Genomic DNA, 25,113 nt, shown 5'->3' on the forward strand with positions numbered 1-25,113 from the left:
ATATTCGTAGTTAAAGGAGGTGCTAATAATGGCAGTAAATCGCAGGCAGCAAGTGATCGAGGCAGCGGAAAAGTCTTTTGCGCTGTTTGGCTATAAGGCAACGACGATGGAGCAGGTGGCCAAAATTGCAAATGTGGCGAAAGGAACGATATATACTTTTTTTACGAACAAGGAAGAGCTGTTTGACGAAATTCTTCGCTCTGTCATTTCCGAGATGAAGCGGATTGCCGTAACGGAGGTCCGGGAGGACAAATCATTTTTTGAAAATGTGTATCACAGCATGGATTCGCTCCTCGAGTTCAGGCAGGAACACGAGCTTTTGATTAAGCTGTTCCAGGAGGTGCGTGATTTTGGTACCCCGCAGGCACGCGAAGGTTTGCAGCGGATCGAGAATGAAATATTGAACTACCTGGAGAAGCAAATTACGCGTGCTGCTGGGCGTGGCGAGATTCGTTCGTTAGACCCCAAAGTAGTCTCGTTTGTTATGTTCAAGCTATACATTGCGCTCACTTCGGATTGGAACAAACAACGGGAGCCGCTGAGCAAAGAGCAGATTAAAGAGTTCGTTCGTATTTTTTTGTCAGGTGGACTATCCCCCGAATCACACATATAGGCATATAGATAAAAGGAGAGAAGCTAAATGAAATCGATGTCGGTGTTTTTTAAGGATTTGGGAGCTTCTTTCAAAAAACCAAAAGTGATTATCCCTATTCTGGTCGTTCTGTTTATTCCCGTTCTGTACAGCGGAATGTTTTTGACGGCTTTTTGGGATCCTTACGGTAAAATGAATGAGCTGCCCGTTGCTGTAGTGAATCAGGATACCGGCGCTGAATATGAAGGGAAACCGCTGCAAGTCGGTGAAGATTTGATCGCTGAGCTTAAAAAAAGCGATGACTTCTCCTGGAGGTTCGTTACACGTGAGCAAGCCGAAAAAGGGATGAAAAATGACGAATATTATATGACAATCATTATTCCAGAGAATTTCTCCTCCAAAGCGACTACGCTCATGGATGAGCATCCTCAGCCTGCTACGCTTGTGTTCGAGCCGAATGAAGGCTATAACTTTCTGGCCGCGCAAATCGGCGGCACGGCGGTAAAAGAAATCAAGTCCAAGGTATCGGCTAAAGTAACTGAGGCCTATACGGAAACGCTGTTCGATCAAGTCGATAAAATTTCTGGCGGGCTTAGTGACGCTGGATCGGGTGCGAGTACGATCAGCGATGGAGCTGCTCAACTCGATGAAGGTACGCTGAAGCTTAAACAGAACCTGGCCAAATTGGTTAATGGCGCAAATCAATTGCAAAACGGTGTAGCTCCGCTTGAACAGGGCACGAAGGCTCTGAATCAAGGTGTTAAAGAGCTTAAAGGCGGAGCTTCAAGCCTGGCTAGCGGCTTGAATCAGTTGTCCGCTGCCCAGCAACAGCTGGAGGAGGGCGCGGTGAAGGCTCAAGCAGGCGGAGAGCAGCTTCATTCCGGGATCCAAGCTTCTTTGCAAGGAGCGGAGAAGCTGAATGCCGGCCTGGCCGCTTCCGAGCAGGGCAGCGCTAAGCTGCAGGCAGGTCTCGAAGCTTCGCATGCAGGAAGCAGTCAAGTGGCGGAAGGAGCAAAGGGCGTAGCTCAAGGATTAGAGCAGCTGATTCAAGCGAGCCCAGAGCTGGCTGACGACCCTGCGGTACAAAAGCTGCTCGCTGCAAGTAAAGCGGTAGCGGAAGGCAGCGAGCAGGCAGCTGCCGGTCAGCAGGAGCTGCTGAATGGCGCACGCGAACTGCACGATGCCCAAGGCCAGCTCTTGCAGGGCAGCGAGCAGTTGGTGCAGGGCGAGCAGCAGCTGCTGCAAGGGGCGGCGGTTTTGACGGCCGGCCAGGAGCAGCTGGCGAGCGGATTGCAGCAATTCGGAGCGAAGCTGTCGGAGGCTGCTAACGGCGGGCAGAGCCTCGCGAGCGGTGCGGATAAGCTGAGCGGCGGCGCCGAGCAACTGCAAAGCGGCGTCGGTCAATTGTCGGGCGGTGTCAGCACGATTGCCAGTGGCTCCAAGCAGTTGGACGATGGCGCCGGCGAATTGAAAAATGGCATGGATCAGCTGGCAGCGGGCTCCGGGGAGTTGGCTAGCAAGCTAAATGATGCCGCCGAGCAATCTGCAAGCGTGAAGAAAAGTGATGCGCTGGTAAATATGTACGCTCAGCCGGTGGAAATTACAGAGCATAAATTAAACGAGGTTCCAAATTACGGAACAGGGTTCTCCCCTTACTTCTTATCGCTTGGTTTATTTGTCGGAGCGCTCATCTCCACGCTGGTTGTACCGGTCAGAGGCTCCTCCGTGGCCGAGGCGACAGGCTGGAACCGTTTTATCAGCCGCGGGCTGGCATTTACCGGCATGAGTTTTGTGCAATCCCTTTTGTCAGTAGTACTCGTCCTATACGTGCTTGGACTTGAGGTTAAGAGCGTGCCTATGTTTTATCTGTTTACCTTTGTAACCAGCTTATGCTTCATGTTCATCATTCAGGCCCTCGTTACCTGGTTGGATAACCCTGGGCGTTTTCTGGCGATTCTCATGCTGATCTTCCAGTTAACGACGAGTGCGGGGACGTTCCCGCTAGAGCTCATTCCCGATTGGATGAAGGGGATCAATCCTCTGCTGCCGATGACATACAGCGTCAGCGGCTACAAGGCCATTATTTCCAGTGGGGATTTTGGAGCGGCTTGGCAGCATATGGGCATACTTGCGGGTTTCGGTGCTGTATTTCTCGCTGTCACCATGGTATACTTCCTGCGGCATGAGCATAGTGAATCGGTAAGTGCCGCTTCTGTGGAGGCTTAAGCTGACTGAGCGGACACAGCCAGTTTAGTCTGGCAGCAATATCATATTGCAATCAGTTGAAAAAGACAGCCCAAAGCGAGGGATCACCCTGCTTCGGGCTGTGCTGTTTTTTTGGACTTGTCTTTGAGCGAATCGACGGCCGTGGCGGGGAGGGATGCTGCTCTTTCCATCCTGCTCGCTCCATTCAGAAGGCCACCTTCCACAATGATGAGCCTGGCTACGTTCACATTGCCTTCAACCAGCCCGCTGCTCATAATTGTCAATCGTCCTTGGGAGGAAATATCACCGATTACTTTGCCGGCCACAACCACATCCGCCCCCTTAATGTTAGAGTGAGCTTCTCCGCTCTCGCCGATGACGACCTGGCCTTGGCAATGAATTTCCCCGCGGAACATTCCTTCGATCCGCAAGCTCGCTTCACATTCCAGCTTCCCCTCCGCAAGACTGCCCTGACCGATCAATGTTCCGTTCCAGCCGTTTATTTTGTTGTTATTTTTAAACATTTTTAATCCTCCGTTCATCATTGGGATGCATTATTGTAAATAAGGAAGGGGATTGACTTTCTTATTCCCTTTCATGATCTCGAAATGCAGGTGAGGCCCGGTGCTCCTTCCGGTATTCCCCAGCTTCGCTATCGTCTGGCCCTTCTTCACGGTATCTCCCTCAGAAACATTCATTTCACTAAGATGCATATACCAGCTCTGGAGACCATTCGGATGCTGAATAATAATGTATTTGCCCCGTGAACGATTGCTCTCTGCGGAAATTACTTTGCCTGCAGCTGCCGCATAGATGGGGTCTCCAACCTGGCCGGAAATGTCGATTCCGGCATGGAACGCAGCCTTGCCCGTAAACGGATCGGTTCTATAGCCGAAATTTGACGTCAGGCGAGTCGACAATGTCGGCCATTCGGAAGGTGTTCCTGAAATGGAATATTGCGTTTGCTTGGCCTTTTGCAGTGTGGTGGGCACGATCCTCTCAATTTCATCCAGCATGGCGCTGATTTCCAGGAAATCGTCACTAGTCTCCTGAGCTAAATCCTCAATCTCCTGATCGTATACTGCGATATATTCGCCGCCTTTTCCTAAGGTTTCATCCCAGGACAGGGAGGATAGCTTACCGGGGTCACCACTGCTTCCATATTTATCTATGAAACTTTGCAGCTCGGCTTCAAGTTCGCTCACCCGCTCCATTCGGTTCATCAGTTCTTTGGATTGGCCGGATAAAGTGATGACCTGGCTTTGCAGCCGCTCAATCGCTTCGTTCTTATCCGTTACAATTGCTTCAAATTTAATGTTTTGCGTCTTTATCGTGTCCTCCAGGCGGGAAATGGTGTTCTCGGACTGCATTTGCAGGCTGACGATCAAGCCGGAAATGGATAACAGCGCGATGATCGGCACGGCAATGACAAACGGCTTTGACACCTGGATTTGTTTCACGGGCTGATGGGCTTCCCGCAGAACAAGCAGGGTCGTCCGATGGGCTAAACTAGCACTTCTCATGGCATCTCCTTTCCGTTTGCTTAATAGCTTCTATATTTTATCTATTCTAATGTCTCTTAAAACATGTCAAAAAAGTCATCTTGTCTCATATAGTTAATGGTGTAAATAATGCTCGCAAGTCTAGTGCGGATGCATGAAGCGAGTGTCTAAAAGCGAATTCCTAAAGGATGTGTAAAGGATAGCTAAAGGAAGCCCGAAGGAGGCCTAAAGGAAGCCTGAAGGAGGCCTAAAGGAGGTCTAAAGGATGTCTAAAGGATGTCTAAAGCATGGCTAAAGCATGTCTAAAGCATGTCTAAAGATGTTAAAAGCATATCTAAAGGATGTCTAAAGGAAGCCTAAAAGGCGGATGAATAAATTAGTAGCTGCCTGGTTAATGCTGATTGAAGGGAAGGTGAAGTGAATGGTGTGGCTGGTGTTAGTGCTGCTCGCTTTTATTTTTCAGATCGCTACGATTCTCGTTTTGGAATTTCGCAATCCCAGCAAAGCCGTCGCTTGGATGTTTATCTTGTTTCTCTTTCCCGTCGTTGGCTTCATACTGTACTATTTCGTCGCCCAGGAATATAAGAAGCGCCGCAAGTTGAGGCGCAGAGGATCAAAGCTGTTCCAGCAGATCAGGGCCAGATTGTGGCGGCAGGCGGTCATTGTAGAAATGGCAGATGAAATGTCCAATCCGGAATTTCGCAACCATGAGAGATTGTTTGGCTTGCTAAAGCATATTTCGGAAAGTCCGATTACGGGATGCAACGAAACAAAGGTGTTGACGGATGGAGAAGAGACGTTTACGGCAATGCTCGCAGCGATGGAGTGCGCTCAGGATCATATACATTTGGAGTCTTACATTTTTCGTGCCGATGGCATAGGGCATCAGTTCAAGAAGGTAATGCTTCAGAAAGCACAGGAAGGCGTGAAGGTGAGATTAATATGCGATGGGCTAGGCAGCTATCATTTAAAAAGCTCTTTCGTTAGAGACCTTCAGGAGGGCGGGGTGGAAGTTTACTTTTTTTTGCCGCCGCTGATCGCTACCTTCGACCGGAGAGTCAACTATCGGAATCACCGTAAAATACTTGTTGTCGATGGGAGGCATGGTTTTGTCGGGGGACTGAATATCGGAGATGATTATTTGGGGATGGATGCTAAAATGGGTTACTGGCGTGACACGCATTTGCAAGTAAGCGGGGATGCGGTGTATTTTTTGCAAAATGCATTTCTGGGGGATTGGCGCCTCGCTTCGGGCCAACGGATCAATGAACCGGAGTTGTATCCGCAGCATGCTTGCCAGGGAAAAGAGCAGGTGCAGGTGCTCACCAGCGGTCCTGATCAGCATTGGGATGCCATCCAGGAAATGTGCTTCGGGGCGATAGCTGTAGCCAATAGACGCATCTGGATCACTTCGCCGTATTTCATTCCTGATCCAAGCATATACAACGCGATTAAGACGGCAGCGGTTAGCGGGGTTGAAGTCAAAATCATTATTCCGGATGAGTCGGACAGCCGGGTCGTCAAGCTGGGTTCGCTCTCTTATGTAGAGGAACTGCTGGAGTCCGGGGTGAAGTTTTATCAATACCAGAAAGGCTTTGTTCATGCCAAGGTGCTGATTGTGGACGATCTGCTTGCCACTGTCGGTACGGCAAACATGGATATGCGCAGCTTCTTCTGCAACTTTGAGATGACGGCTGTTCTATTCGATGCTGCCCCTATCTCCCGGTTATGCAAAGACTTCTTAAATGATTTGGCCGAGAGCAAGGAGATCGAGTTGAGTGTATTTTCCCGCCGTTCCCGGTTACAGAAAGGACTGGAGCTTCTGTGCAGATTGCTGTCCCCGCTGCTTTGATGAAATAAGGGTACCGTAAAACCGTAACACCATAACACCATAACACCTAAGTGCTCTAACGGCCTTGCAGATGCTCAAGGATAAGCTGGACAGATTGGGGAGGGACTTTTTCGAGCAGATCCCCTTTCTGCTTTAATCGCTCTCCAATGTTGTGCAGGTTGAAATCGGAAGGCAGCGGATTGTTGCGCACCTCATCCCAGGTTAGCGGCGTAGATACGCTGGCGGCTGCCCGCGCTCTTGGCGTGTAAGGGGCGGCTAGTGTTTTTCCGCCATAATGCTGCAAATAGTCAAAATAAATTTTATCGCCGCGATCCTTCTTGAGCCGTTCGATAGTAAACAGATCGGGGTACTTTTCCGTGGCATAACGGGCTACGAAATGCCCGATCAGCCGCAGCTCGTCAAACGTTACTCCATATTCAACCGGGACGATGATCTGCACGCCGGTCGCTCCCGACGTTTTCGGGATGGATTGCAGTCCGAGGGAAGCCAGTGTTTCTCCGACATAGGAGGCGGCCTCCATTATCCGCGGCTCTTCTTCCCGGGAAGGATCGAGGTCGATCATCCATTCGCAAGGAAGCTGTTCGTTTACGTAATGAAGAGAAGGGTGGAATTCGATACAGGCCAAATTGCCCAGCCACAGCAGTCCAGGCAGGCTGTCGAGCACCATGTAGTCGATATTTTCGTGGCGGACGGTGCGGACGAAGGATGGGCGAGGCTCCGGCGTATTTTTTTGATAAAAAAATTTCTTACCTATGCCATCGGGATACCGGATCGTGGTGAGCAGGCGATTTCGGCAATAGCGCAGCAAATAGGGAGAAATTTCGGCCAGCTTCTCTAAATAGATCTGCTTCGTAATGGCGGCCTCAGGCCATAGCAGCTTGCTGGGATTGGATATCGTGATCTCCTCGCCTTCCACGAGGATGGTACCTTTCGTTGCTTTGGGCATGATCTTGCTCCTTATCTCCGTAAACGTGTTTGTTATTTTTATAGGTTTGCCTATTTAAATAAACTTAACACCTGCAAACCGTTTCCCGCCCATAGAATGGAAGCAGGGCAGCGTGGGCAAACTTGGGAACAAGAAGAAGGCAGGAGGAATTAAGGATGAAAATAAAGCCAGTAACCCCATTCGAACCGATACGGTCCGAAATGATTCCGACGGGTCCGGATTGGATCACACAGGTAAAATGGGACGGGGTGCGGATGCTCACTTATTATGATGGCAGCGGGACAAGGCTCATAAATCGCAAGGGCAACGATCGCAGTAAGCAGTATCCTGAATTTATGGATGTGCCATCCTATTGCCATGCCAATTCGGTTATCCTGGATGGCGAAATGATCGCACTTTCAGAGGACAAACCTTCTTTCCATGAAATTATGAGGCGGGACAGTCTGCGGCGTGAACAGGAAATCCGGTTTGCGGTCAAGCAGATTCCCGCTATACATATGATTTTTGATGTGCTGTATTATAACGGGGATTGGGTGATCGGGAACACTTTGGCGGAGCGGCAGCAGCTGCTGCAAAATATTATCATTCCTAGTGCTCAACTGCAGTTCGTACCGAGCTACGCCGAAGGAGAGCGGCTATATTCCGTCATGAAGGAGCGAGGCTGGGAAGGGGTTGTCAGCAAGCGGCTGGACAGTACATATGCGTTGGGAGGCAAGGACGGGCGCTGGCAAAAATTGAAGCTCGGCTATGATTTATATGCAGTGATCGGCGGCGTTACATATCGGGATGGCGTTATGAATGCCTTGCTGCTTGGCTTATATGAGGAGAACGGACGATTCGTATATATCGGGCATACGGGCAGCGGAAAGCTGAATCAGGAGGCCTGGCGCAGCTTGGTGCAGCAAATATCCGCCCTGGCAGCGAAGGAACGCCCTTTTCACAACATACCGCAGCGGATTAAGGGGGCGGTCTGGGTTCAGCCGCTGCTTACGGTGAAGGTGCAGTTCATGGAGTGGACCCCCGGCGGTACGATGCGCCATCCGGTACTGCAGGGAACGGCTGACGTACCGCCTGAGAGCTGTACAATGATGCAGAGCATGTAGTCCAGTGGTGATTGCATGCGTTTTAATGATGCAGAGCATATAGCTTAGTGGCGATAGCATGCAGCTTAGTGATACAGAGCATGCAGCTTGTAGAATTAGCATGCAGCTTGGCGTTACACAACATATAACTTAGTTACTTACAGAGCATACAGCTTGTGTAAATAGGGCGGACGAGAGCTTAGGAGATCGTCTTCTTCGCTTTGCTCGACGCTCTTTTTTTCGGTTTGGGGGCACCCTCGTCGTTTATCGGCGTATCCCCGCTGCCCGCCGTACCTGTGTCCTGCTTCTTAGCCGCCGTTTTGCGCGTACGCTTGGCTGGGCCGGGATCGGTCACGACCGGCTTTACGGCTTCGATACTTGCCTGCAGGGCGGCCATCAGATCGATGACATTGCTCTGCGGCTTGGCCGGAGCGAGACTGATCTCTTCGCCCGCGATCTTTTGCTCGATGAGATGCAGCAGCGATTCGCGATAATCATCGTTATATTTCCCTGGATCGAACGGGGTGGACAGTTGTTCGATCAGCAGCTTGGCCATGGACAGCTCTTTCTCGTTCACGCTCAGATTTTCCGGCAAATTTGGAACTTGCGAAATCGGCCGGATTTCGTCGGGATAGAAAATCGTTTCTACCGCAAGGCAGCCCTCCATGACGCGAATGGCCGCCAGGCTGCTCTTGGAGCGGATCGCGATTTTGGCGATGCCGATTTTACCGGACTGGTGCATCGCCTCCAGCAGCAGCTGGTAGGCGTTCGCCCCCGCTTGGTCCGGAGAAAGATAGTAGGTTTTCTGAAAATAGATCGGATCAATATCGGTCAAATCCACGAAGTCCAAAATGGTGATCGTTTTTTCAGTTTGGGCCGACAACTGCTCTAGCTCTTCTTTTTCGAACAGGACATACTTGCCCTTTTCATACTCATAGCCCCGGGAAATTTCCTCCCAGGTTGTGTCCTTGTCGCAGGTCGGACAACGCCTTACATAAGAAATCGGGCTGCCGCAGGTGGTATGAATGTATTTCATGGAAATGTCTTTGTCTTCCGTGGCGGAAAACATTTTGACCGGGACGTGCACGAGCCCGAAGCTGATCGCACCCTTCCATACGGTATGCATTCAAGTTTCTCCCTTCTGTGTTCCACACTTATTCTAGTTGCTCTGTTATCATTAGTATGGTCAAAATCGCTTCCTCATAACCGGGAACAGCCATGTGAAGCTGTTGCGGGCTATGCGGCAGACCGATATAATGGGGACATACGTTTGAGCATTCGAGCAGACCGCAGGGATCATACATCCTTATACGCATGAAAGCTGCGGTATCGTGCAGTAAAGGTGGTTATATTGTAGTGGAATTACATCAAGCTTCGGTACAGTGGGTGTACGAGGCCAAAAATTTGCAAGAAACCGAACAACTGGCTGCGTATTTTGCCGGTCAGGCTAAGCCGGGTACGGTCATCGCCCTGGATGGGGATCTGGGAGCGGGAAAGACGGCTTTTTCGCAATTGTTTGCAAAGCACCTGGGAGTGCAGGGTACGGTGAACAGCCCGACTTTTACATTGATTAAGGAATACGAGGGCAGAGTGCCCTTTTACCATATGGATGTGTACCGGCTGACGCTGGAGGAAGCGGAGGATCTCGGGCTGGATGAATATTTCTACGGGGACGGTGTGACGCTGGTGGAGTGGGCCAGCATCATCGTGGATATTTTGCCCAAAGAGGTGCTGCACATATATATTGAGGCAGGGGCCGGCACGGAGCGAAAAATGGTTTTAACCGGCCGCGGCGAGCCTTACGAAAGCTGGATCACGACCTTGAAACGAAATGGAGTTGGACTTGAATGAATCATAGAGAACAGCCGCGTCAGCGGTTATTGGCGCTGGATACGTCCACTTCAATGCTGACTGTAGCCGTAATGGAAGGCAGCAGGCCGCTGGCCGAGCGGACGATGAAGGCGGAGCGGAACCATTCGGCTTATTTAGTCACGGCGATAGAGGAAGCGCTGACCGCAGCGGGAATAGGAAAAAATGAACTGGACGGCATCGCCGCAGGCGTTGGTCCCGGATCATATACCGGTGTCCGCATCGCAGTGACGACGGCCAAGACGCTGGCCTGGTCGCTGCAAGTCCCGGTATGTGCCGTGTCGAGCCTGGCCGCGATTGCGCTCGGCGGCTATGCTGCGGGAACAGGTCAAGCTGCGGAGCAATTTGCGCTGACCGGATCGGGCAGCGCCGGCGCAGCGGCGAATGATCCCGCAGATTATTCCGCCGAACATTGGATCGTGCCGCTGGTCGATGCCCGGCGGGGGCAAGCTTATACCGCTCTGTTCAGTGCTGCGGAGGGGCGCTTGCCCGATCGGCTCGAGCCGGATGCGATCCGGCTGATGGCAGACTGGCGCGATGAGCTTGCCCACCGGCTGCAATCTTTGCTGCCGGATAAAAGACCGCTCGGAGTTTGGTTTGTCGGAGATGCCGCAGCTCACGAGGAGGCGCTTGGAGAGCTGCGTTCCTTATTAGGAGAAGCGCTGCATATGCACAGCTACGAACTTGAAGCGGTGTGGCTCGGACTCGTTGGGGCCGAACAGTTCCTCTGCGAAGCATTTGCCGATGTGCATTCGCTGGAGCCGAATTATACCCAGTTGGCAGAAGCGGAAGCGAAAAAGCTTCGTTAGCATTCAGGAGGGATTCGGGCATGGATTCAGCAAAGTTATTGCAGTCTGGGAAAGTGACCTTTCGAAAAATGACGTTAGATGATATTCCGGATATTATGGTCATTGAGCTTGAATCCTTCACCTTGCCTTGGAGCGAGGAAGCGTTTCGAAGTGAAATGACCCTGAACCATTTCGCCAGATATCTCGTGATGGAGTACGAGGGCAAGCCAATCGGTTATGCTGGCATGTGGACGGTGCTTGATGAAGCGCATGTTACGAATATAGCTGTACGGACAGCTTATCGGGGTCATCATTTGGGCGAGTGCCTGTTCCGTAAAATGATGGATTGGGCTGTCCAGCTTGGCATGCGCCGGATGACGCTGGAAGTACGGGTCACTAATTATTCCGCCCAAGCAATGTACAGGAAATTGGGTTTTCATTCTGTCGGTACGCGCAAAGGGTATTATTCCGATAATGACGAGGACGCATTGATTATGTGGTGCGAGCTTCCGGAGCGGGAGCTGGAAGAAGGCGAAGAGGAAGGAAGCGAAGAAGATTGGATTTAAAGCAGGATTGTTATATATTGGCGGTGGAAACGAGCTGTGACGAAACTTCGGTCGCAGTAGTAAAAAATGGCACAGAAGTGCTGTCCAATTTCATCGCGAGCCAGATAGAGACACATCGGGCTTTTGGCGGTGTTGTGCCAGAGGTAGCCTCCCGGAAGCATGTCGAGAGCATAACGCGCATGCTGGAGGAAGCGGTCAGGGGGGCGGACATTTCACTGCAGGACTTATCGGCGATCGCCGTAACGGAAGGCCCCGGCCTTGTCGGTGCATTGCTCGTCGGCATTATGGCTGCTAAAAGTCTGGCCTTCGCCGTAGATAAGCCATTGATCGGCACGCATCATATAGCTGGACATATTTATGCGAATCAGCTTGTGGCGGAAATGAAGTACCCAGCGATCGCGCTTGTTGTCTCGGGCGGACATACGGAGCTTGTGCTGATGGAGCGCGAAGGCAGCTTTAAACTCATCGGCCGCACCCGGGATGATGCCGTCGGAGAAGCTTATGACAAGGTGGCCCGAGCGTTAGGATTTCCATATCCGGGCGGGCCTTACGTGGACAAGCTGGCTCTTGAATCGAAGGAAGTGGAGGTACTGCCCAGAGCCTGGCTGGAGCCGGACTCTTACGATTTCAGCTTCAGCGGCTTGAAGTCGGCTGTGCTGAATGCGGTGAACCAGCACAAGATGCGCGGAGAAGAAGGCTACGCTCCAGCTATCGCTCGCGGATTTCAGGAATCAGTCATCGAAGTGCTGGTCGAGAAGGCGATTCGCGCAGTTCGATCGACCGGGGCCGTACAGCTTCTGCTGTGCGGCGGAGTGGCCGCGAACCAGGGCCTGCGCCAGGCGCTTTCCGAGCGCTCCGCGAAGGAGGAGATCCACCTGCTCATTCCGCCGCTGAAGTACTGCACGGATAACGCTGCGATGATCGGAGCAGCTGCATATTTGAAATGGAAAAGCGGGGAATTTTCCGCATGGGAATTGAAAGCTGAACCGTCGCTATCTCTCGAAAATTGGTCGGTGAAATAGAAAAGGGGCGCGTGATCATGGGAGGAGCCCAGATCCGCGCCCTTTTGCTTATCCGTCACTCGTCACAAGCGGAGGGGAGAATCTTCAAACTTAATGAAATAGAGAACGGCGAACGGTACAACGAATGCTAGCAGCAGCCCGAGTATGCCATAAACATCTGCATCTCCCAGAAATACTGGCAGCCATTCGGGACCGGAATAGATACTGTACGACTTGATCTGAAACACCGTCAGGAATAATCCAGCGATTGCGCTGCCGATCATTCCGGCCAGAAACGGTTTCCTGAATCGTAAGTTTACCCCGTAAATAGCCGGTTCTGGTCCGCCTAACAGGGCTAAAATTCCGCTGGCAAGAAAAACGGGCTTACAGCTCTTGTTTTTTGTCATCCAGAATACGGCAATCGCGGCTGCGCCTTGAGCGAAATTCGCGGCGAGCCAAATGAGAGTCAAGTGGTCAAATCCATTTTCGGCCAAGTTCAACATCATAACCGGAAGCAATGCATAGTGCATGCCCATAATCATTAGGATAGAAAAAGTTCCGCCCAGAAACAGCCCGGCCAGCGGGGCTGCATGATCGAATAAAAACGCAACAGCGCTCGACACCCAGCTGCCTAAAGTATATCCAAGCGGGCCGATCACGATTAAAAACAGCGGAACCGCTATAAACAAGGCAAGGATGGGAACAGCCAGCGGTCTAATCGATTGATGAACATGCTTATGTAGGAATTTCTCGATATAAGACAGGAGCCAAACTGTAAGAAATATGGGTAAAACGGAGGACGCATAACTTACAGGTGCAACCGGCAATCCGAAAAATGAAAGGGAGTTTCCATTTTCCAGAAGTGCCGTTAAATCGGGGTACAGAACAGCCGCACCGACGGCGGCTCCGATATAGGGGTTTGAACCAAAATATTTGGCGCTGCTATAGGCGATCAGAATAGGCAGAAAATACAATGCTCCGCCGCTTAGTGCATTCATGATTAAATAGGATTCATTGTTATGGGAAACCCAGCCAAAACCGATGAGTAGTGCAAGAATCCCTTTGAGCAGCCCGGCACTGACAATGACAGGCAACAAAGGTGTGAATACGCTTGAAAGAGCATCGAGGAAACGACTAAGAAAGCCCTAGCTGCCGGGATTGTTATCTGCATTTTCCTTACCAAGTTCCTCATTGTCAGCGTTATTTAAAATGCCCTCGGATAATTTTTCGCAACTCATTTTCTTCACTCCTATATAAAATATAAACCCGGATGGGGAACCAGGCAGATTAATGCCTTATTCCTCAATCCGGGTTGTTTGGCAAAGCTTAACGGAACATCCTGCTAGCTAACTATACTTATGAGTTTTGCGATGCGGCCGCTGCTTCTGCATTTGCACTTGTACTTGATGAAGATGCGATGGAGGTGCTCATGCGGCTGCTGCCTTCAAACACACTGCCCTCTTCGATCGAGAGGCTGGTAACCGTAATATTGCCGTACAGCTTTCCTGTAGAGGTAATGGATAGTTTGTTTTTCGTTTCTACATCCCCTGTCACGGTGCCGGCAATAATGACATTGCGCGCAGTGATTTTGGATTTCACCTGCCCTTTCTCTCCAATTATCACATCGCCTTTACACTCAATATCTCCCGTAACTTGTCCTTCAATCCGAATGCTTGCATCCGACTTCATGTTGCCTTCGAAGCTGCTGCCCTCTCCCACTAGTGTATCTGTCGTGTCAGGATCAAGCTTGACAGGGATCGCCTTGCTTTTGAACATTATTCATCCTCTTCCTTTTCCGGTTTGATTAAATATAATTCAGGGTCGACCATAACTCCGTTTTTTACGACTTCGAAATGCAGATGCGGGCCTGTGCTGCGTCCGGTCGATCCGAGTGTGCCGATTTTGTCGCCCTGCTTCAGCTTAGCGCCCTTGGTTGTCGAAACCTCGTCCATATGCAAATAATGGGTCTCCAGGCCGGAAGGGTGCCTAATGCTAACGTAGTTGCCGCGTGATGAGCTGTAGCCTGTATCGGTCACAGATCCGTCGGCCGCCGCGTAAATCGGGTCTCCGACATTTCCCTTTATATCCAGGCCGTTATGCAGTGTCAGTCTACCGGTAAAAGGATCCGGCCGTTTGCCAAAAGGAGACGTAGTTTTTAGCGAATCGGTAGGCCAGAACGTGGGCAATATCCGCATCATTTCCTTGTACTCCGTTACCGCATCCTTGGTCTGTTGCAGTCTTGCTTGCAAGACAGGCAATCCCTCCAATGAGGCTGATATACTCTCTTTAGTCTCTTGAATGAGTGCATCAATATCGTCATCCGTCAATGGAATGAGCTCCCCGCCCATGCCTTCGGTGTCCTGCTTCGTGAGTGCGTTCTCCCGTGAATCAGACGAAGCAGAGTGAATTTCGCCGCCCGCCCGCTCTCCATTCGTGATCGATTTTAGTTCTGCTTCCAGCTTCTCCAGCTCGGTCATTTTCGTTTCCAGCGTTTTGGATTTCTCCGAGAGCTCTACGAGCTGAAACAGCAATCTATCGATTTCCTGCTCTTTATCGCTGACGGTCGTTTGCAGCAGCTCCGAGGAGCTCGAGAGCTTCGCTTCCAGGGAGGCGATTTTGACGGCGCGAGTCTGGTTCAAGGTAAACAGAATAATCGCGGTTAGCAGTAATAGCGCAGCAGCGCTTATAATAGCCAGCAAATATGTAGAGTTCATTTTTAGACGAAAGACCGGTTGCGACCCTTCGGGGACAAATAGAACGGTGTAGCGCTGTTTCTTGCGTTTGAATCCGAACTTCATAGCTTCCTCCTGAATCGGGTATTGAATATGGTCTAGCGAGGAACCCCATGAGGAACCCCTCTTCGTTCACCAAAAGGTACTATTCGGCAAAACATTCCAATAATCCTCTTTAAAAAGTAAAAAAATCGTAATAATTTGTGAAATCACGAAATTTGCAAAAGCAATATTTGCGAAAGCATAAAATTGATGAATCACAAAATTTACGCAAACACAAAATTGGCCAATCACGAATTCGAAGCCGCCCAATTATTTGCGAAATCGGCCGATCGGCACTGTTCAGTCAGCCTGGCATTAGAGCTATAATATAGCTATCTAATCATCTGAAAAGTGGCGATTAAAGTGGGGGAACAATGAATGAGAGAATCGGAAAAGATGAAGCCTGTTTTGCGCTCAAAATTTAGAGTATGGCTGGGAGCAAGATATTACCGGCTTAAGCGTTATGCCGAGTGGCGGCTGAGCGGGGACAAGCTGGCTAAGCTTCGGGAGCGGAATGTATTGCCGCATATTATCGCGAGTCATCAAAGTCCCATGCTGCGGCAATTGAAGGATGTCGATATGTGGCTCCAGCACAACAAAATTACGAATTTGAAGCTGGCAATGTCGCGTATTGACGGCTTGGTTTTGCAGCCTGGAGAGACGTTTTCTTTCTGGAGGCAGGTGGGGAAGCCATCCCGGCGGAAAGGCTATGTTGACGGCATGGTGCTTCATTATGGCAAATTCAAGCCTGGAGTAGGCGGGGGCCTATGCCAGCTTACCAATTTACTGTACTGGATGGCGCTTCATTCTCCGCTCGAAGTCCAGGAACGCCATCGCCACAGCTATGATGTGTTTCCGGATTCAAAGCGCACCCAGCCGTTTGGCAGCGGAGCGACCTGTTCTTACAATTATTTGGACTTGAAGCTTTACAATCCGAGTGATCATCCCGTTCAAATTCATGTTTTTTTGAATGAAAATAATTTAGCTGGGGAGCTTCGATCAACAAGAGCTTCCCTGTACAGATATGAGGTTTATGAGCGGGAACATCGGATTACGCGCGAATATTGGGGAGGGCATGTGAGGCACAACCTGATTTATCGCCGAGTCTATAATCTGAATTCCGAATTGATTGAAGACGAGTACATTACGGAGAACCATGCGCTTATGATGTATGAACCGCTGCTAGAAGCGGGGAGTGCCTCTCATGCGGGGGCAGCGGCTGCCACCAGCACCGAGGACTAAAAAAGGCCGCTGCTGTTTCGCGACTGGAGGATGCGGCTACGATGAATGGCATTGCCCGATGAATAGCAGGAGTGCGCCAAGAATGGCAGTGCGGGAAAAGTTAGTAGTGAGCTCAAAATGGCAGCACGCAATGATTGGCAGTACGCTAGGAGTAGAAGTATGCTAAAAATAGTTGTACGTTAAGAAAAGTAGGATCATAAAAATAGTAAAACGAAGAAAGGGGCTAGACTTGGTATATTATGAGCTATAAAAATACTTTTATTAAAGTATCGCCAGATTGTCCCGTGACCAGCAGTGTCGTTCCACAGCCGAAAACGAGCAACAAGCCGATTCACGTAATCCAGTATGAGCTTTTGAGCCGTCATCCTTATCGCTACACATTTGAGCAGCTGTTATTCGAGGTTCACATTAGGCATAAAAACATTCCTGCTGAGGAGCTTGAAATGCACCGCCAGCAAATTTGGGATGAGCTGTTCAGCAAATCGCATGCTTGCTTGCGGGCCTCTCAGCTTCCGAAAAAATACGGCTTTGGCGTTCATCACGATGCTGAAGGGCGGATTGCCATCTATGGCATGGAGACGCCTGAATACGAACGCTTCGTACAACCCAGCGCTGGGATTACGGTGCTGAACGGGATGCGAAGCCATCGCGATAAGCAGCGGAATTAAGCTTGGGGGCTGCTATGGAACTGTTATGGGACTTTTATGGGTTGATATATAAGTTGAATTATAAATAAGTTATTGAATACGAAAAGGTGAAAGCTACGATGGAAGAAATTAAAGGAGCATTAATTACAGTTAATTCGTTATTACAAGATTTGACGAGGCTGGGAGTCCGTAAAGGGACAACTCTCCTTGTTCACTCCTCATTTAAATCCCTTGGGGAGTGGGTGCTCGGCGGCCCGGTTTCCGTCATTCTTGCCTTGGAGAAGGCGCTTGGGCAAAGCGGTACCTTAGTTATGCCTACCCATACTTCTGATTTGAGCGATCCCGCAGGCTGGGGAAATCCCCCGGCTCCCGAGGCTTGGTGGGACACGATTCGCGCAGAGATGCCTCCTTATGACCCGGATTTGACGCCTTGCAGATGGATGGGAATTATTCCAGAAACGTTCCGGAAGCAAAAAGGGGTCATCCGGAGCAGCCATCCCCAAGTCTCCTTTGCCGCCTGGGGAGCACAAGCGAAAGAGGTTGTATCCGGGCACGAGCTTGATAATGGACTCGGCGAACGCTCGCCTCTGGCACGTATTTATGATCAACAAGGATGGGTGCTGCTGCTTGGCGTCGGAAATGAGAACAACACTTCGCTTCATCTAGCAGAACACCGGGCAAACTATGCCGGCAAAAAAACAGTGGAATGCGGGTCTCCGGTAATGATTGATGGCATAAGGCAATGGATTAGCTATATGGATTTGGAATATGAATCCGCCGATTTTGGCCGTTTGGGTGCTGATTTTGAGCGGTCGGGCGGGAAGATCACCCGCGGCAAAGTGGCTGGTGCGGAGGCTGTACTGATGCCGCAGCGGGAAATTGTCGATTTTGCTGTGCGATGGCTGGAGCAGAAGCGCTGCTAAGGAATGGAGGGAGGCGGGAAGATGAAAAAGGAATGTGGAAGGAGATAGGTGATAGGTGATAGGGAGATGAGACATGGGACATTTAGACTTTAGAGGCGTAGCCTATCTGTCCCCTGTATACGTAGATCCGTAGAATTCACATACTCCGCTGATTCCGTAAACACCGAATTCCCTCTTGACCATTATCGCGGCTCTCCCCGGAAGGCGCTCGGCGTCTGGCCGGTTACTTTTTTGAAGAGCATGGAAAAGTACTTGTCGTTGCTGTAGCCGACGCTAGCGGCTATTTCGTGAACCGGCGCATTGCTCTCGGCAAGCAAGCGCTTGGCTTCTTCAATCCGCCGGGTAATGAGATAGTTGACAGGGGAGTCGCCGAGATCCTTTTTGAACAAGCGGGATAAATAATGCTGGCTTACATACAGCGTATCGGCGATTTCCTTTAATGTGATGCTTTGAGTAAAGTTGTTGTCGATGAATTCCTTCGTACGTATTGTAAGTTCATTTTTCCCTTTCAAAGCTTGAAACTGGTGCTCTGCATCGACGATCCGATAAATGAGCGTAATCAGCGATATAAGCAGATTGCTGCATAGCGTCTCGTAACCGAGCGCCTGGGAATCGCATTCCCGAAGCATTTCCGATAAGTAGGATTCCACCCGGCCTGCATATTTGCCGCAGGAAATGACGGGATCGACATACGGCGGCAGCAGCAAGCCGCTAGGCACCCCTTCAATATGTAGATTGTCCACCCCGCAATAAAACACTTTGAATACCCCCTGATCCTGACTCGTCGAGCGTTCTTCATGGAGTACGCCGGGATTATAGATCGCTACATCCCCTTGCTGCAGGGCATAGCTCTTGCCGCCAATGATAAACTCTCCCGAGCCTTCAACAATGTAGAGGATTTCGCAGAAATCGTGAATTTGCATCGGCGCGTAGAAAATCCGCTCATCCACAACTTGTCCGGCGTAGAGCAGCTCAGGTATTTTTTCAAATCGGAACCGGTCACTTTTGCTATGGGGGATTTCGATTTTCGTCACAGTAGTCCCTCCCAAAAACACGATTGTTATCACTTCTATTATATAACAGGGAATACATCAGGGGGAGGACAGGTACACATTATTGCTCGTTGTCGGCTGGAAGAGAACAAAATAGTGGGTTATTTTCCGCGCGGTTACTAACTAAAATGGAGGTATGTTCGATTTTTCTGAGTTCTCATTATAGTCTGACAATTGGGAGGAGAATGATAGTATGGTTGAAAGCGGTTACAGGTGGCGTGGCGGATTCCCGGCTATCGGGATTCGTCCGACGATCGACGGTCGGAGAAGAGGGGTGCGCGAGTCGCTGGAAGAGCAGACGATGAACCTGGCGATCGCCGTGGCGGATATGCTATCGGAACAATTGCGCTATCCAAACGGGGAGCCCGTTAAATGCGTGATCGCAGATACGTGCATCGGCGGCGTAGCGGAAGCGGCGGCGGCTGCAAAAAAATTCAAAAGCGCCGAGGTCGGCCTGACGATTACGGTAACTCCCTGCTGGTGCTATGGAACGGAAACGATGGACACGGATCCTATGATGCCCAAGGCGGTTTGGGGGTTTAACGGAACAGGCCGGCCTGGAGCGGTATATTTAGCTGCTGTATTGTCCGCTCATGCCCAAAAAGGCTTGCCGGCTTTCGGCATCTACGGTGAAGACGTTCAGGATGAAGGTGATAACGTTATCCCAGCGGACGTACAGGAGAAGCTGCTGCGTTTCGCCAAGGCGGGATTGGCTGTTGCGATCATGAAGGATCAGGCTTATTTGTCTATGGGATCGGTATCGATGGGCATTGCGGGCTCCATGGTCGATGACCGCTTTTTCCAGCAATATTTGGGCATGCGCAATGAATATATCGATATGAGTGAATTTACACGCCGGATGAATGAACAAGTATATGACCCGGTGGAATATGACAAGGCGCTAGCTTGGACGAAGGAGCATTGTAAGGAAGGAGCAGACAATAATCCGGAGCAGCTGCAATCATCCCGCGAGCGCAAAGATCGGGAATGGGAGACTGTGGTAAAAATGACGCTCATCGCCCGTGATCTGATGATAGGCAATCCGCGTCTTGCCGAGCTTGGATTTGAAGAGGAAGCCCAGGGTCATCATGCGCTTGCTTCTGGTTTTCAGGGGCAGCGGCAGTGGACGGATCATTTTCCAAACGGCGACTTTATGGAGACGATCCTTAACTCTTCGTTCGATTGGAACGGAAAACGCTCCCCTTATGTAGTCGCTACCGAGAACGACAGCTTAAATGGAGTCGGCATGCTGTTTGGATATTTGCTTACGAATACGGCCCAGATTTTTGCCGATGTGAGAACGTACTGGAGTCCGGCCTCGGTAGAGCGGGTGACAGGGTATAAGCTGGAGGGCCGTGCGGAGAACGGGATTCTTCACCTGATCAATTCGGGTTCGGCCGCTTTGGACGGAACGGGAGAGCAGATGAAGAATGGTCAGCCTGCGATAAAGCCTTATTGGGAGATCAGCAGCGATGAAGTGGAGCGCATGCTCGAAGCAACGCAGTGGCGCCCGGCTTCGCTGGAATATTTCCGGGGAGGCGGCTTCTCTACCGACTATTTGACGCGTGGTGGTATGCCGATGACAATGGCCCGCATAAATCTGGTCAGCGGGCAAGGACCGGTGCTGCAAATTGCAGAGGGATATTCCGTCGATCTGCCACAGCACGTTCACGACACGCTGGACAACCGGACAGATCCGACCTGGCCGACGACTTGGTTTGTCCCGAACTTGACGGGCAGCGGCGCATTTACAAGTGTCTACAGCGTGATGGACAACTGGGGCGCTAATCACGGGGTGATCAGCTGCGGCCATATCGGTGCTGATTTGATTACGCTGGCATCGATTCTGCGCATCCCTGTCAGCATGCACAATGTTCCGGCAGAACAAATATTCCGCCCTCGGGCTTGGGGGTTATTCGGAACAGAGAGCGCCGAGAACGCTGACTACCGGGCTTGTGCGAATTTTGGTCCGCTTTACAAATAACTTGCGCAGCGATGGTTTTCACTGGAGGAAGCGGCAACGGGTACAATGTAGCGGCGGTCACAAGACTCAAGCAGCAAGGAGTGGCGAGTGGCGAAGCAGCGGCAGTCAGCATGACTCAAGCAGCAAAGCGCGGAAAGCGGCAAGAGATTATACAAAGTGAAAACTAAAGAAGAAGCAAGAGAAAGAGACAGGAAAAGAACAAGAGAGAGGAGAAGCAGCATGCTGAATATGGATACGCGCAATGAACTGTGTAAATATGCCCGCAAAATTGTGGACAGCGGCCTAGTCGTCGGACCTGGCGGCAATATTAGTGCAAGAGCGGGAGACAAAATGTATTTGTCTCCCAGCGGATTTGCTTTGGAGGAAATCGAGCCGGAGCAGTGGATCGAAGTAGATATCGCAACAGGGGAAGTCACGGATGTCGGGCTGCGTCCTTCATCGGAAGTATTGATGCATTTATTCGGATACCGGCAAAAGCCCGATATGGGGGCGATGGTTCATACCCATCCCTCCAATTGCATCGCTTTTACATTGGTTGAGCGTCAGCTGCCGATCATGTTTCCCGATCAGGCGGCATTGGTCGGCCGCACCGCTTATATTCCTTACCTGATTCCGACAACGGATTTACTGGCGGAGGCGGTAGCCGCTAAGGTGAATGAAGCGAGCTCGATTCTGCTCGGCAACCATGGGCTGGTTACGACCGGACGTAATTTGCGGGAGGCGTTCTATCGTACCCAGGTCGTGGAGGAAAGCGCGAAGATCTATTTAAGCGCAAAAGCGGCGGGAACCCCAATTCCGCTTACCAATGAGGAAGTGGCGGCCATCGCAGCATTAGAGAGTGAGGACTACCGGATTCAATTGCTGCAAAAAATGAAATGAGCGGGGGTGGTGAGCGCGATGAGCTTAATTCCTTGTGTTCTGGCCTTTGACTTAGGTGCAAGCAGCGGCAGGGCATTCATCGGTGAGCTTGTGAAGGAGGATGGCGGGCATCCAGGAAAATTGAACATCACGGAAGTCCACCGCTTTCCGAACGTTCCAGTGCAGGTTGGCAATCACCTGCACTGGAACATTGCGATGCTCCTGCAGGAAATCAAACTGGGCATACGCAAAGCGTTTCAGGCGGGGTATAAGCCGTTAAGCTGCGGGATTGACACCTGGGGCGTCGATTTCGGGCTACTGGATCGGAACGGGGAACTGCTCGGTCTTCCTTATCATTATCGGGATCGCCAGACTGAGGGACTCGTAGAGGAAATTACTGAGTGGATTGGTTCGGAACAACTGTTCCGGGAAAGCGGGCTGCAATTTATGCCCTTCAATACGCTTTATCAATTGTATGCGATGAAAAAGGCGGGCTCACCCAAGTTGGAAATGGCCCAAACCTTGCTGCTGACGCCGGATTTGCTTAATTATTTTCTGACGGGACATAAAGCCTGCGAGTTTTCGATGGCAACGACGACGCAACTGTATGATCCAGTCAAAGGGGCCTGGAATTTACCGCTAATGGAGCGGCTCGGATTACCCGGAGCGATCTTCCTGGACCCTGTTGAGCCCGGAACGGTCATTGGGGAGCTAAGCGAAGCGGTATGCGCTGAATTGGAGGTGCCTCCTTTGCAAGTCGTAGCCGTGGCCTCGCATGATACGGAATCGGCGGCGGCAGCTGTGCCGGCTTCCTCCCCGCGCTTTGCCTATCTTGTTAGCGGAACATGGTCGCTGCTTGGTACGCCGCTGGAAAAGCCATTGCTTGACCCTGCGGTGCTTGACTTACAATTTTCGAATGAGGGCGGCGCCTATGGCACTTATCATTTGTTGAAAAATATTATGGGCCTGTGGATTCTGCAGGAATGCAAGCGGAAATGGGAGCAGTCAGGCCGCTCGCTTTCGTTCTCCTCTCTTGCCCAGTTGGCCGAAACCGCACCGCCGTTTCGCTGTTTTATCGACCCGGACGATCTCCGGTTCATGAACCCGGCGGATATGCCTGGCGAGATTTTGGACTATTGCCGGGAAACTGCCCAGCCGGAGCCCCGGAATATTGGCGAGACCGTCCGCTGCATCTTGGAGAGCTTGGCCCTGCGCTACCGGCAAGTGCTGGAACAGGGTGAGCAGTTGACCGGAGCACGGTTTAACGGGCTGCATATGGTAGGAGGCGGCATACAGAATGAGCTGCTATGCCAGTTTACGGCGAATGCGATCGGGCGCTCCGTGTGGACGGGACCGGTGGAGGCCAGCGCGATTGGCAATATGCTCGTTCAGTTGAACGCCGGCGGCTGGATTCGCGATATGGAGGAAGGGATGGAGACGGTAAAAGCTTCATTTCCGCTGCGAGCATATGAACCCGAGTCCCGGGAGGACTGGGCCGCAGCCTATGCGAAATATTGCAGCTTGAACGCGCTGACCTTGCCCTGAAATCATTGATAGCTGTACTCAAATGGTGGAATGAGCTCTATCTAAGTAATGATAATAAGTTATCTGAGTAGTGGAATGAGCTCCTCCAAGTGATGATTTTTGAACTGTATCCAAATGATAGAGTGGGCTGTAGGGCTGTACGCAAATGAATGTTTGGAGGACTGACATGTTAAAAGGAATTTCCAGTTTAATCTCCCCGGATCTCATTAAGGTGCTGATGGAAATGGGCCATTCTGATGAAATCGTGTTTGCAGACGCTAATTTTCCAGCTGCGAGTCATGCCCAGCGGCTTATCCGCTGTGACGGCCACGGTATTCCAGAGCTGCTGGAGGCAGTACTGCCGTTGTTCCCGCTCGATGTTTACGTGGATCAGCCTGTAACATTGATGGCCGTAATCCCGGGTGACGGTGTAAAGACGCCGATTTGGAACGAGTATAGAAAAATTGTAGAGCAATACCATTCGGGGGGCGAGGCCTTTGAGGAAATGGAACGGTTCGCGTTCTATGAGCGGGCCAAACAAGCCTATGCCATCGTGACTACCGGAGAAAAAGCACTGTATGCCAACGTGATTTTGAAAAAGGGCGTCATAATTTAGATTGCTGCGTTACGTCAACCCTACGGGAGCAAGCAGAGCAAGAGGAATAAGCAGAGCAAGAGGAACAATATGAAAATAGCTGCCGTAATTTTCGGCAGCTATTATTTTTTTAGGATTTAGCCAGTTGAGTGCGTGAAACGCGCGAAACAAAAAACGACCCGCTATGCGGGTGGAGGGTTCGTTAATGATCTTTGAGAAGCGTGCGCAGTTAAAGTATAAATATAGGAATCGAAATTCTGGGCAGAAGGATATTTAAACATTGTTGCTAGCAGACAACTTGACGGTGGATGGGAAGCGGGTTGTATCTAATGTACAGTGAGCCTAAATGAAGCAACTGTAGCGAAATACATTCGTGAACAAGAAGCCCATGATCAAGCCATAGATAAGCTGAGTGTAAAAGAGTAGGAAGATCCGTTCAGCAGCAACAAGAGCAAAAAGAAATAAACCAGTTTAACAGGTAAGTGAAAGTGACAAATAACACTGGGCCTGAACAGATTTGTGGTCAGGCTAGCGTCTTTTTAGGCGCAGTTTGGCAACAGGGGATTACCCCCCACAAGAGCCCCCCCCCCCACTCTTTGGACGGGTGCTCATAATTTAATTACCTGAAAATTGCAGTGAAAGCCCCAGGACTGAAAATAACGCCTATATTGTCCTTCACCCTGCAGAACATTTACAGATTTCTGCATCCTATACTTCTGCATCCTATACTAAGTATTTACGAAAGGCCACGCAGTCACACTGGAAAACCACGTCGTTAACTTCGGTTCTGGAGATGTTATTCCTAATAAAAGATTGGATTTAGCTATCAGCGACTGTTGTTTGATTCTAGCTATGATGAACGATAAACAGACAGCCCTCCACATTGCTACATCTCGTAGGTTAAAATGGAAAGTGGAAAGACCAACCATTTCAGAGCTACATAGCAAAGGAGAGCTGATACTATGCAGTCTATCACAAAATTCGTCGGTTTAGATGTATCCAAAGAAAAAATTTCGGTGGCCATTGCGGATTCAACCGGGGAAGCCCCTCGCTATTACGGGAGCATTCCACATTCGGCGGCGGCACTTCGTAAACTCATCAAAGAACTGGG

At 50.7% G+C, this 25,113-nt stretch carries 22 protein-coding genes and 2 pseudogenes; 16 read left to right on the forward strand and 8 right to left on the reverse strand.

Annotated elements, in window-relative coordinates; translation table 11 throughout:
- Nucleotides 1-28 precede the first annotated feature (28 nt).
- Nucleotides 29-613 (forward strand): TetR/AcrR family transcriptional regulator, encoded by a 585-nt coding sequence (locus G358_RS0104640; RefSeq protein ID WP_019636033.1) that lies wholly within the window; start codon nt 29-31, stop codon nt 611-613.
- Nucleotides 614-640: 27 nt separating this feature from the next.
- Nucleotides 641-2,818, forward strand: a complete 2,178-nt coding sequence (locus tag G358_RS0104645; protein WP_019636034.1) for a YhgE/Pip domain-containing protein — start codon at nt 641-643, stop codon at nt 2,816-2,818.
- Nucleotides 2,819-2,901: 83 nt separating this feature from the next.
- On the opposite strand, the gene G358_RS0104650 is transcribed toward G358_RS0104645, so the two are convergent.
- Nucleotides 2,902-3,321 carry a bactofilin family protein gene (locus G358_RS0104650; protein ID WP_019636035.1) on the reverse strand — a complete coding sequence of 140 codons (420 nt, stop codon included), beginning with the start codon at nt 3,319-3,321 and terminating at the stop codon, nt 2,902-2,904.
- A gap of 30 nt (nt 3,322-3,351) precedes the next feature.
- Nucleotides 3,352-4,320 carry a M23 family metallopeptidase gene (locus tag G358_RS0104655; RefSeq protein ID WP_019636036.1) on the reverse strand — a complete coding sequence of 323 codons (969 nt, stop codon included), beginning with the start codon at nt 4,318-4,320 and terminating at the stop codon, nt 3,352-3,354.
- 400 nt (nt 4,321-4,720) lie between these two features.
- On the opposite strand from G358_RS0104655, the gene cls reads away from it, so the two are divergent.
- Complete coding sequence (gene cls, locus G358_RS0104660; protein ID WP_019636037.1) at nt 4,721-6,151, forward strand: cardiolipin synthase; 1,431 nt, start codon at nt 4,721-4,723, stop codon at nt 6,149-6,151.
- A gap of 55 nt (nt 6,152-6,206) precedes the next feature.
- Here the strand turns inward: cls and ligD are convergent, their stop codons facing one another.
- Nucleotides 6,207-7,097, reverse strand: coding sequence for a non-homologous end-joining DNA ligase (gene ligD, locus G358_RS0104665; protein WP_019636038.1), 891 nt, complete (start codon nt 7,095-7,097; stop codon nt 6,207-6,209).
- 155 nt (nt 7,098-7,252) lie between these two features.
- Here ligD and G358_RS0104670 point away from each other — a divergent pair, with 155 nt between their 5' ends.
- Complete coding sequence (locus tag G358_RS0104670; RefSeq protein ID WP_019636039.1) at nt 7,253-8,200, forward strand: ATP-dependent DNA ligase; 948 nt, start codon at nt 7,253-7,255, stop codon at nt 8,198-8,200.
- A gap of 178 nt (nt 8,201-8,378) precedes the next feature.
- Here the strand turns inward: G358_RS0104670 and ku are convergent, their stop codons facing one another.
- Entirely contained in the window at nt 8,379-9,305 is a 927-nt protein-coding gene (gene ku, locus G358_RS0104675; protein ID WP_019636040.1) for a non-homologous end joining protein Ku, read from the reverse strand.
- Between the two features lie 230 nt (nt 9,306-9,535).
- On the opposite strand from ku, the gene tsaE reads away from it, so the two are divergent.
- The 4 genes from tsaE to tsaD are packed head-to-tail and all read left to right on the forward strand — an operon-like array spanning nt 9,536 to nt 12,424.
- Nucleotides 9,536-10,030, forward strand: coding sequence for a tRNA (adenosine(37)-N6)-threonylcarbamoyltransferase complex ATPase subunit type 1 TsaE (tsaE, locus tag G358_RS0104680; RefSeq protein ID WP_019636041.1), 495 nt, complete (start codon nt 9,536-9,538; stop codon nt 10,028-10,030).
- Complete coding sequence (tsaB, locus tag G358_RS0104685; protein ID WP_019636042.1) at nt 10,027-10,857, forward strand: tRNA (adenosine(37)-N6)-threonylcarbamoyltransferase complex dimerization subunit type 1 TsaB; 831 nt, start codon at nt 10,027-10,029, stop codon at nt 10,855-10,857. Before tsaE ends, tsaB begins: the two co-directional genes overlap by 4 nt.
- 20 nt (nt 10,858-10,877) lie before the next feature.
- On the forward strand, nt 10,878-11,402 hold the full coding sequence (rimI, locus tag G358_RS0104690; protein WP_019636043.1) for a ribosomal protein S18-alanine N-acetyltransferase: 525 nt from the start codon (nt 10,878-10,880) through the stop codon (nt 11,400-11,402).
- Nucleotides 11,393-12,424, forward strand: a complete 1,032-nt coding sequence (gene tsaD, locus G358_RS0104695) for a tRNA (adenosine(37)-N6)-threonylcarbamoyltransferase complex transferase subunit TsaD (protein WP_019636044.1) — start codon at nt 11,393-11,395, stop codon at nt 12,422-12,424. The genes rimI and tsaD overlap by 10 nt, the downstream gene beginning before the upstream one ends.
- 62 nt (nt 12,425-12,486) lie before the next feature.
- On the opposite strand, the pseudogene G358_RS29440 reads toward tsaD, so the two are convergent.
- From G358_RS29440 to G358_RS0104715, 3 genes and pseudogenes are all read right to left on the reverse strand, one after another.
- A pseudogene (locus G358_RS29440) lies at nt 12,487-13,503 on the reverse strand (PTS transporter subunit EIIC); the annotation flags it as partial.
- Nucleotides 13,504-13,759: 256 nt separating this feature from the next.
- On the reverse strand, nt 13,760-14,179 hold the full coding sequence (locus tag G358_RS0104710) for a bactofilin family protein (RefSeq protein ID WP_019636047.1): 420 nt from the start codon (nt 14,177-14,179) through the stop codon (nt 13,760-13,762).
- Entirely contained in the window at nt 14,179-15,201 is a 1,023-nt protein-coding gene (locus tag G358_RS0104715) for a M23 family metallopeptidase (protein WP_019636048.1), read from the reverse strand. The genes G358_RS0104710 and G358_RS0104715 overlap by 1 nt, the downstream gene beginning before the upstream one ends.
- Before the next feature lie 354 nt (nt 15,202-15,555).
- Between G358_RS0104715 and G358_RS0104725 the strand changes: the two genes are divergently transcribed.
- The 3 genes from G358_RS0104725 (at nt 15,556) to G358_RS0104735 (ending at nt 17,989) form a co-directional block, all read left to right on the forward strand.
- Nucleotides 15,556-16,419, forward strand: a complete 864-nt coding sequence (locus G358_RS0104725) for a VanW family protein (RefSeq protein ID WP_019636050.1) — start codon at nt 15,556-15,558, stop codon at nt 16,417-16,419.
- Between the two features lie 239 nt (nt 16,420-16,658).
- Entirely contained in the window at nt 16,659-17,087 is a 429-nt protein-coding gene (locus G358_RS0104730) for a DUF6157 family protein (protein ID WP_019636051.1), read from the forward strand.
- A 98-nt stretch (nt 17,088-17,185) separates the two neighbouring features.
- The gene (locus tag G358_RS0104735) at nt 17,186-17,989 is read left to right on the forward strand and encodes an AAC(3) family N-acetyltransferase (protein WP_019636052.1); all 804 of its coding nucleotides are present in this window, start codon (nt 17,186-17,188) and stop codon (nt 17,987-17,989) included.
- A 182-nt stretch (nt 17,990-18,171) separates the two neighbouring features.
- Here the strand turns inward: G358_RS0104735 and G358_RS0104740 are convergent, their stop codons facing one another.
- Complete coding sequence (locus tag G358_RS0104740; protein WP_019636053.1) at nt 18,172-19,023, reverse strand: AraC family transcriptional regulator; 852 nt, start codon at nt 19,021-19,023, stop codon at nt 18,172-18,174.
- 211 nt (nt 19,024-19,234) lie between these two features.
- Between G358_RS0104740 and G358_RS0104745 the strand changes: the two genes are divergently transcribed.
- From G358_RS0104745 to G358_RS33795, 5 genes and pseudogenes are all read left to right on the forward strand, one after another.
- Nucleotides 19,235-21,025: an L-fucose isomerase gene (locus G358_RS0104745; protein ID WP_019636054.1), complete on the forward strand. Its 1,791-nt coding sequence runs from the start codon at nt 19,235-19,237 to the stop codon at nt 21,023-21,025.
- Nucleotides 21,026-21,244: 219 nt separating this feature from the next.
- Complete coding sequence (locus G358_RS0104750; RefSeq protein ID WP_019636055.1) at nt 21,245-21,904, forward strand: class II aldolase/adducin family protein; 660 nt, start codon at nt 21,245-21,247, stop codon at nt 21,902-21,904.
- An 18-nt stretch (nt 21,905-21,922) separates the two neighbouring features.
- Nucleotides 21,923-23,428 carry a rhamnulokinase gene (locus tag G358_RS0104755; RefSeq protein ID WP_019636056.1) on the forward strand — a complete coding sequence of 502 codons (1,506 nt, stop codon included), beginning with the start codon at nt 21,923-21,925 and terminating at the stop codon, nt 23,426-23,428.
- Between the two features lie 166 nt (nt 23,429-23,594).
- Nucleotides 23,595-24,023 carry an L-fucose mutarotase gene (fucU, locus tag G358_RS0104760; protein WP_019636057.1) on the forward strand — a complete coding sequence of 143 codons (429 nt, stop codon included), beginning with the start codon at nt 23,595-23,597 and terminating at the stop codon, nt 24,021-24,023.
- 163 nt (nt 24,024-24,186) lie between these two features.
- Nucleotides 24,187-24,428 (forward strand): annotated as a pseudogene (locus G358_RS33795) (hypothetical protein); the annotation flags it as partial.
- Nucleotides 24,429-25,113: the final 685 nt, after the last annotated feature.

This window comes from Paenibacillus fonticola DSM 21315 (assembly GCF_000381905.1).
Classification (GTDB): Bacteria; Bacillota; Bacilli; order Paenibacillales; family Paenibacillaceae; genus Fontibacillus; species Fontibacillus fonticola.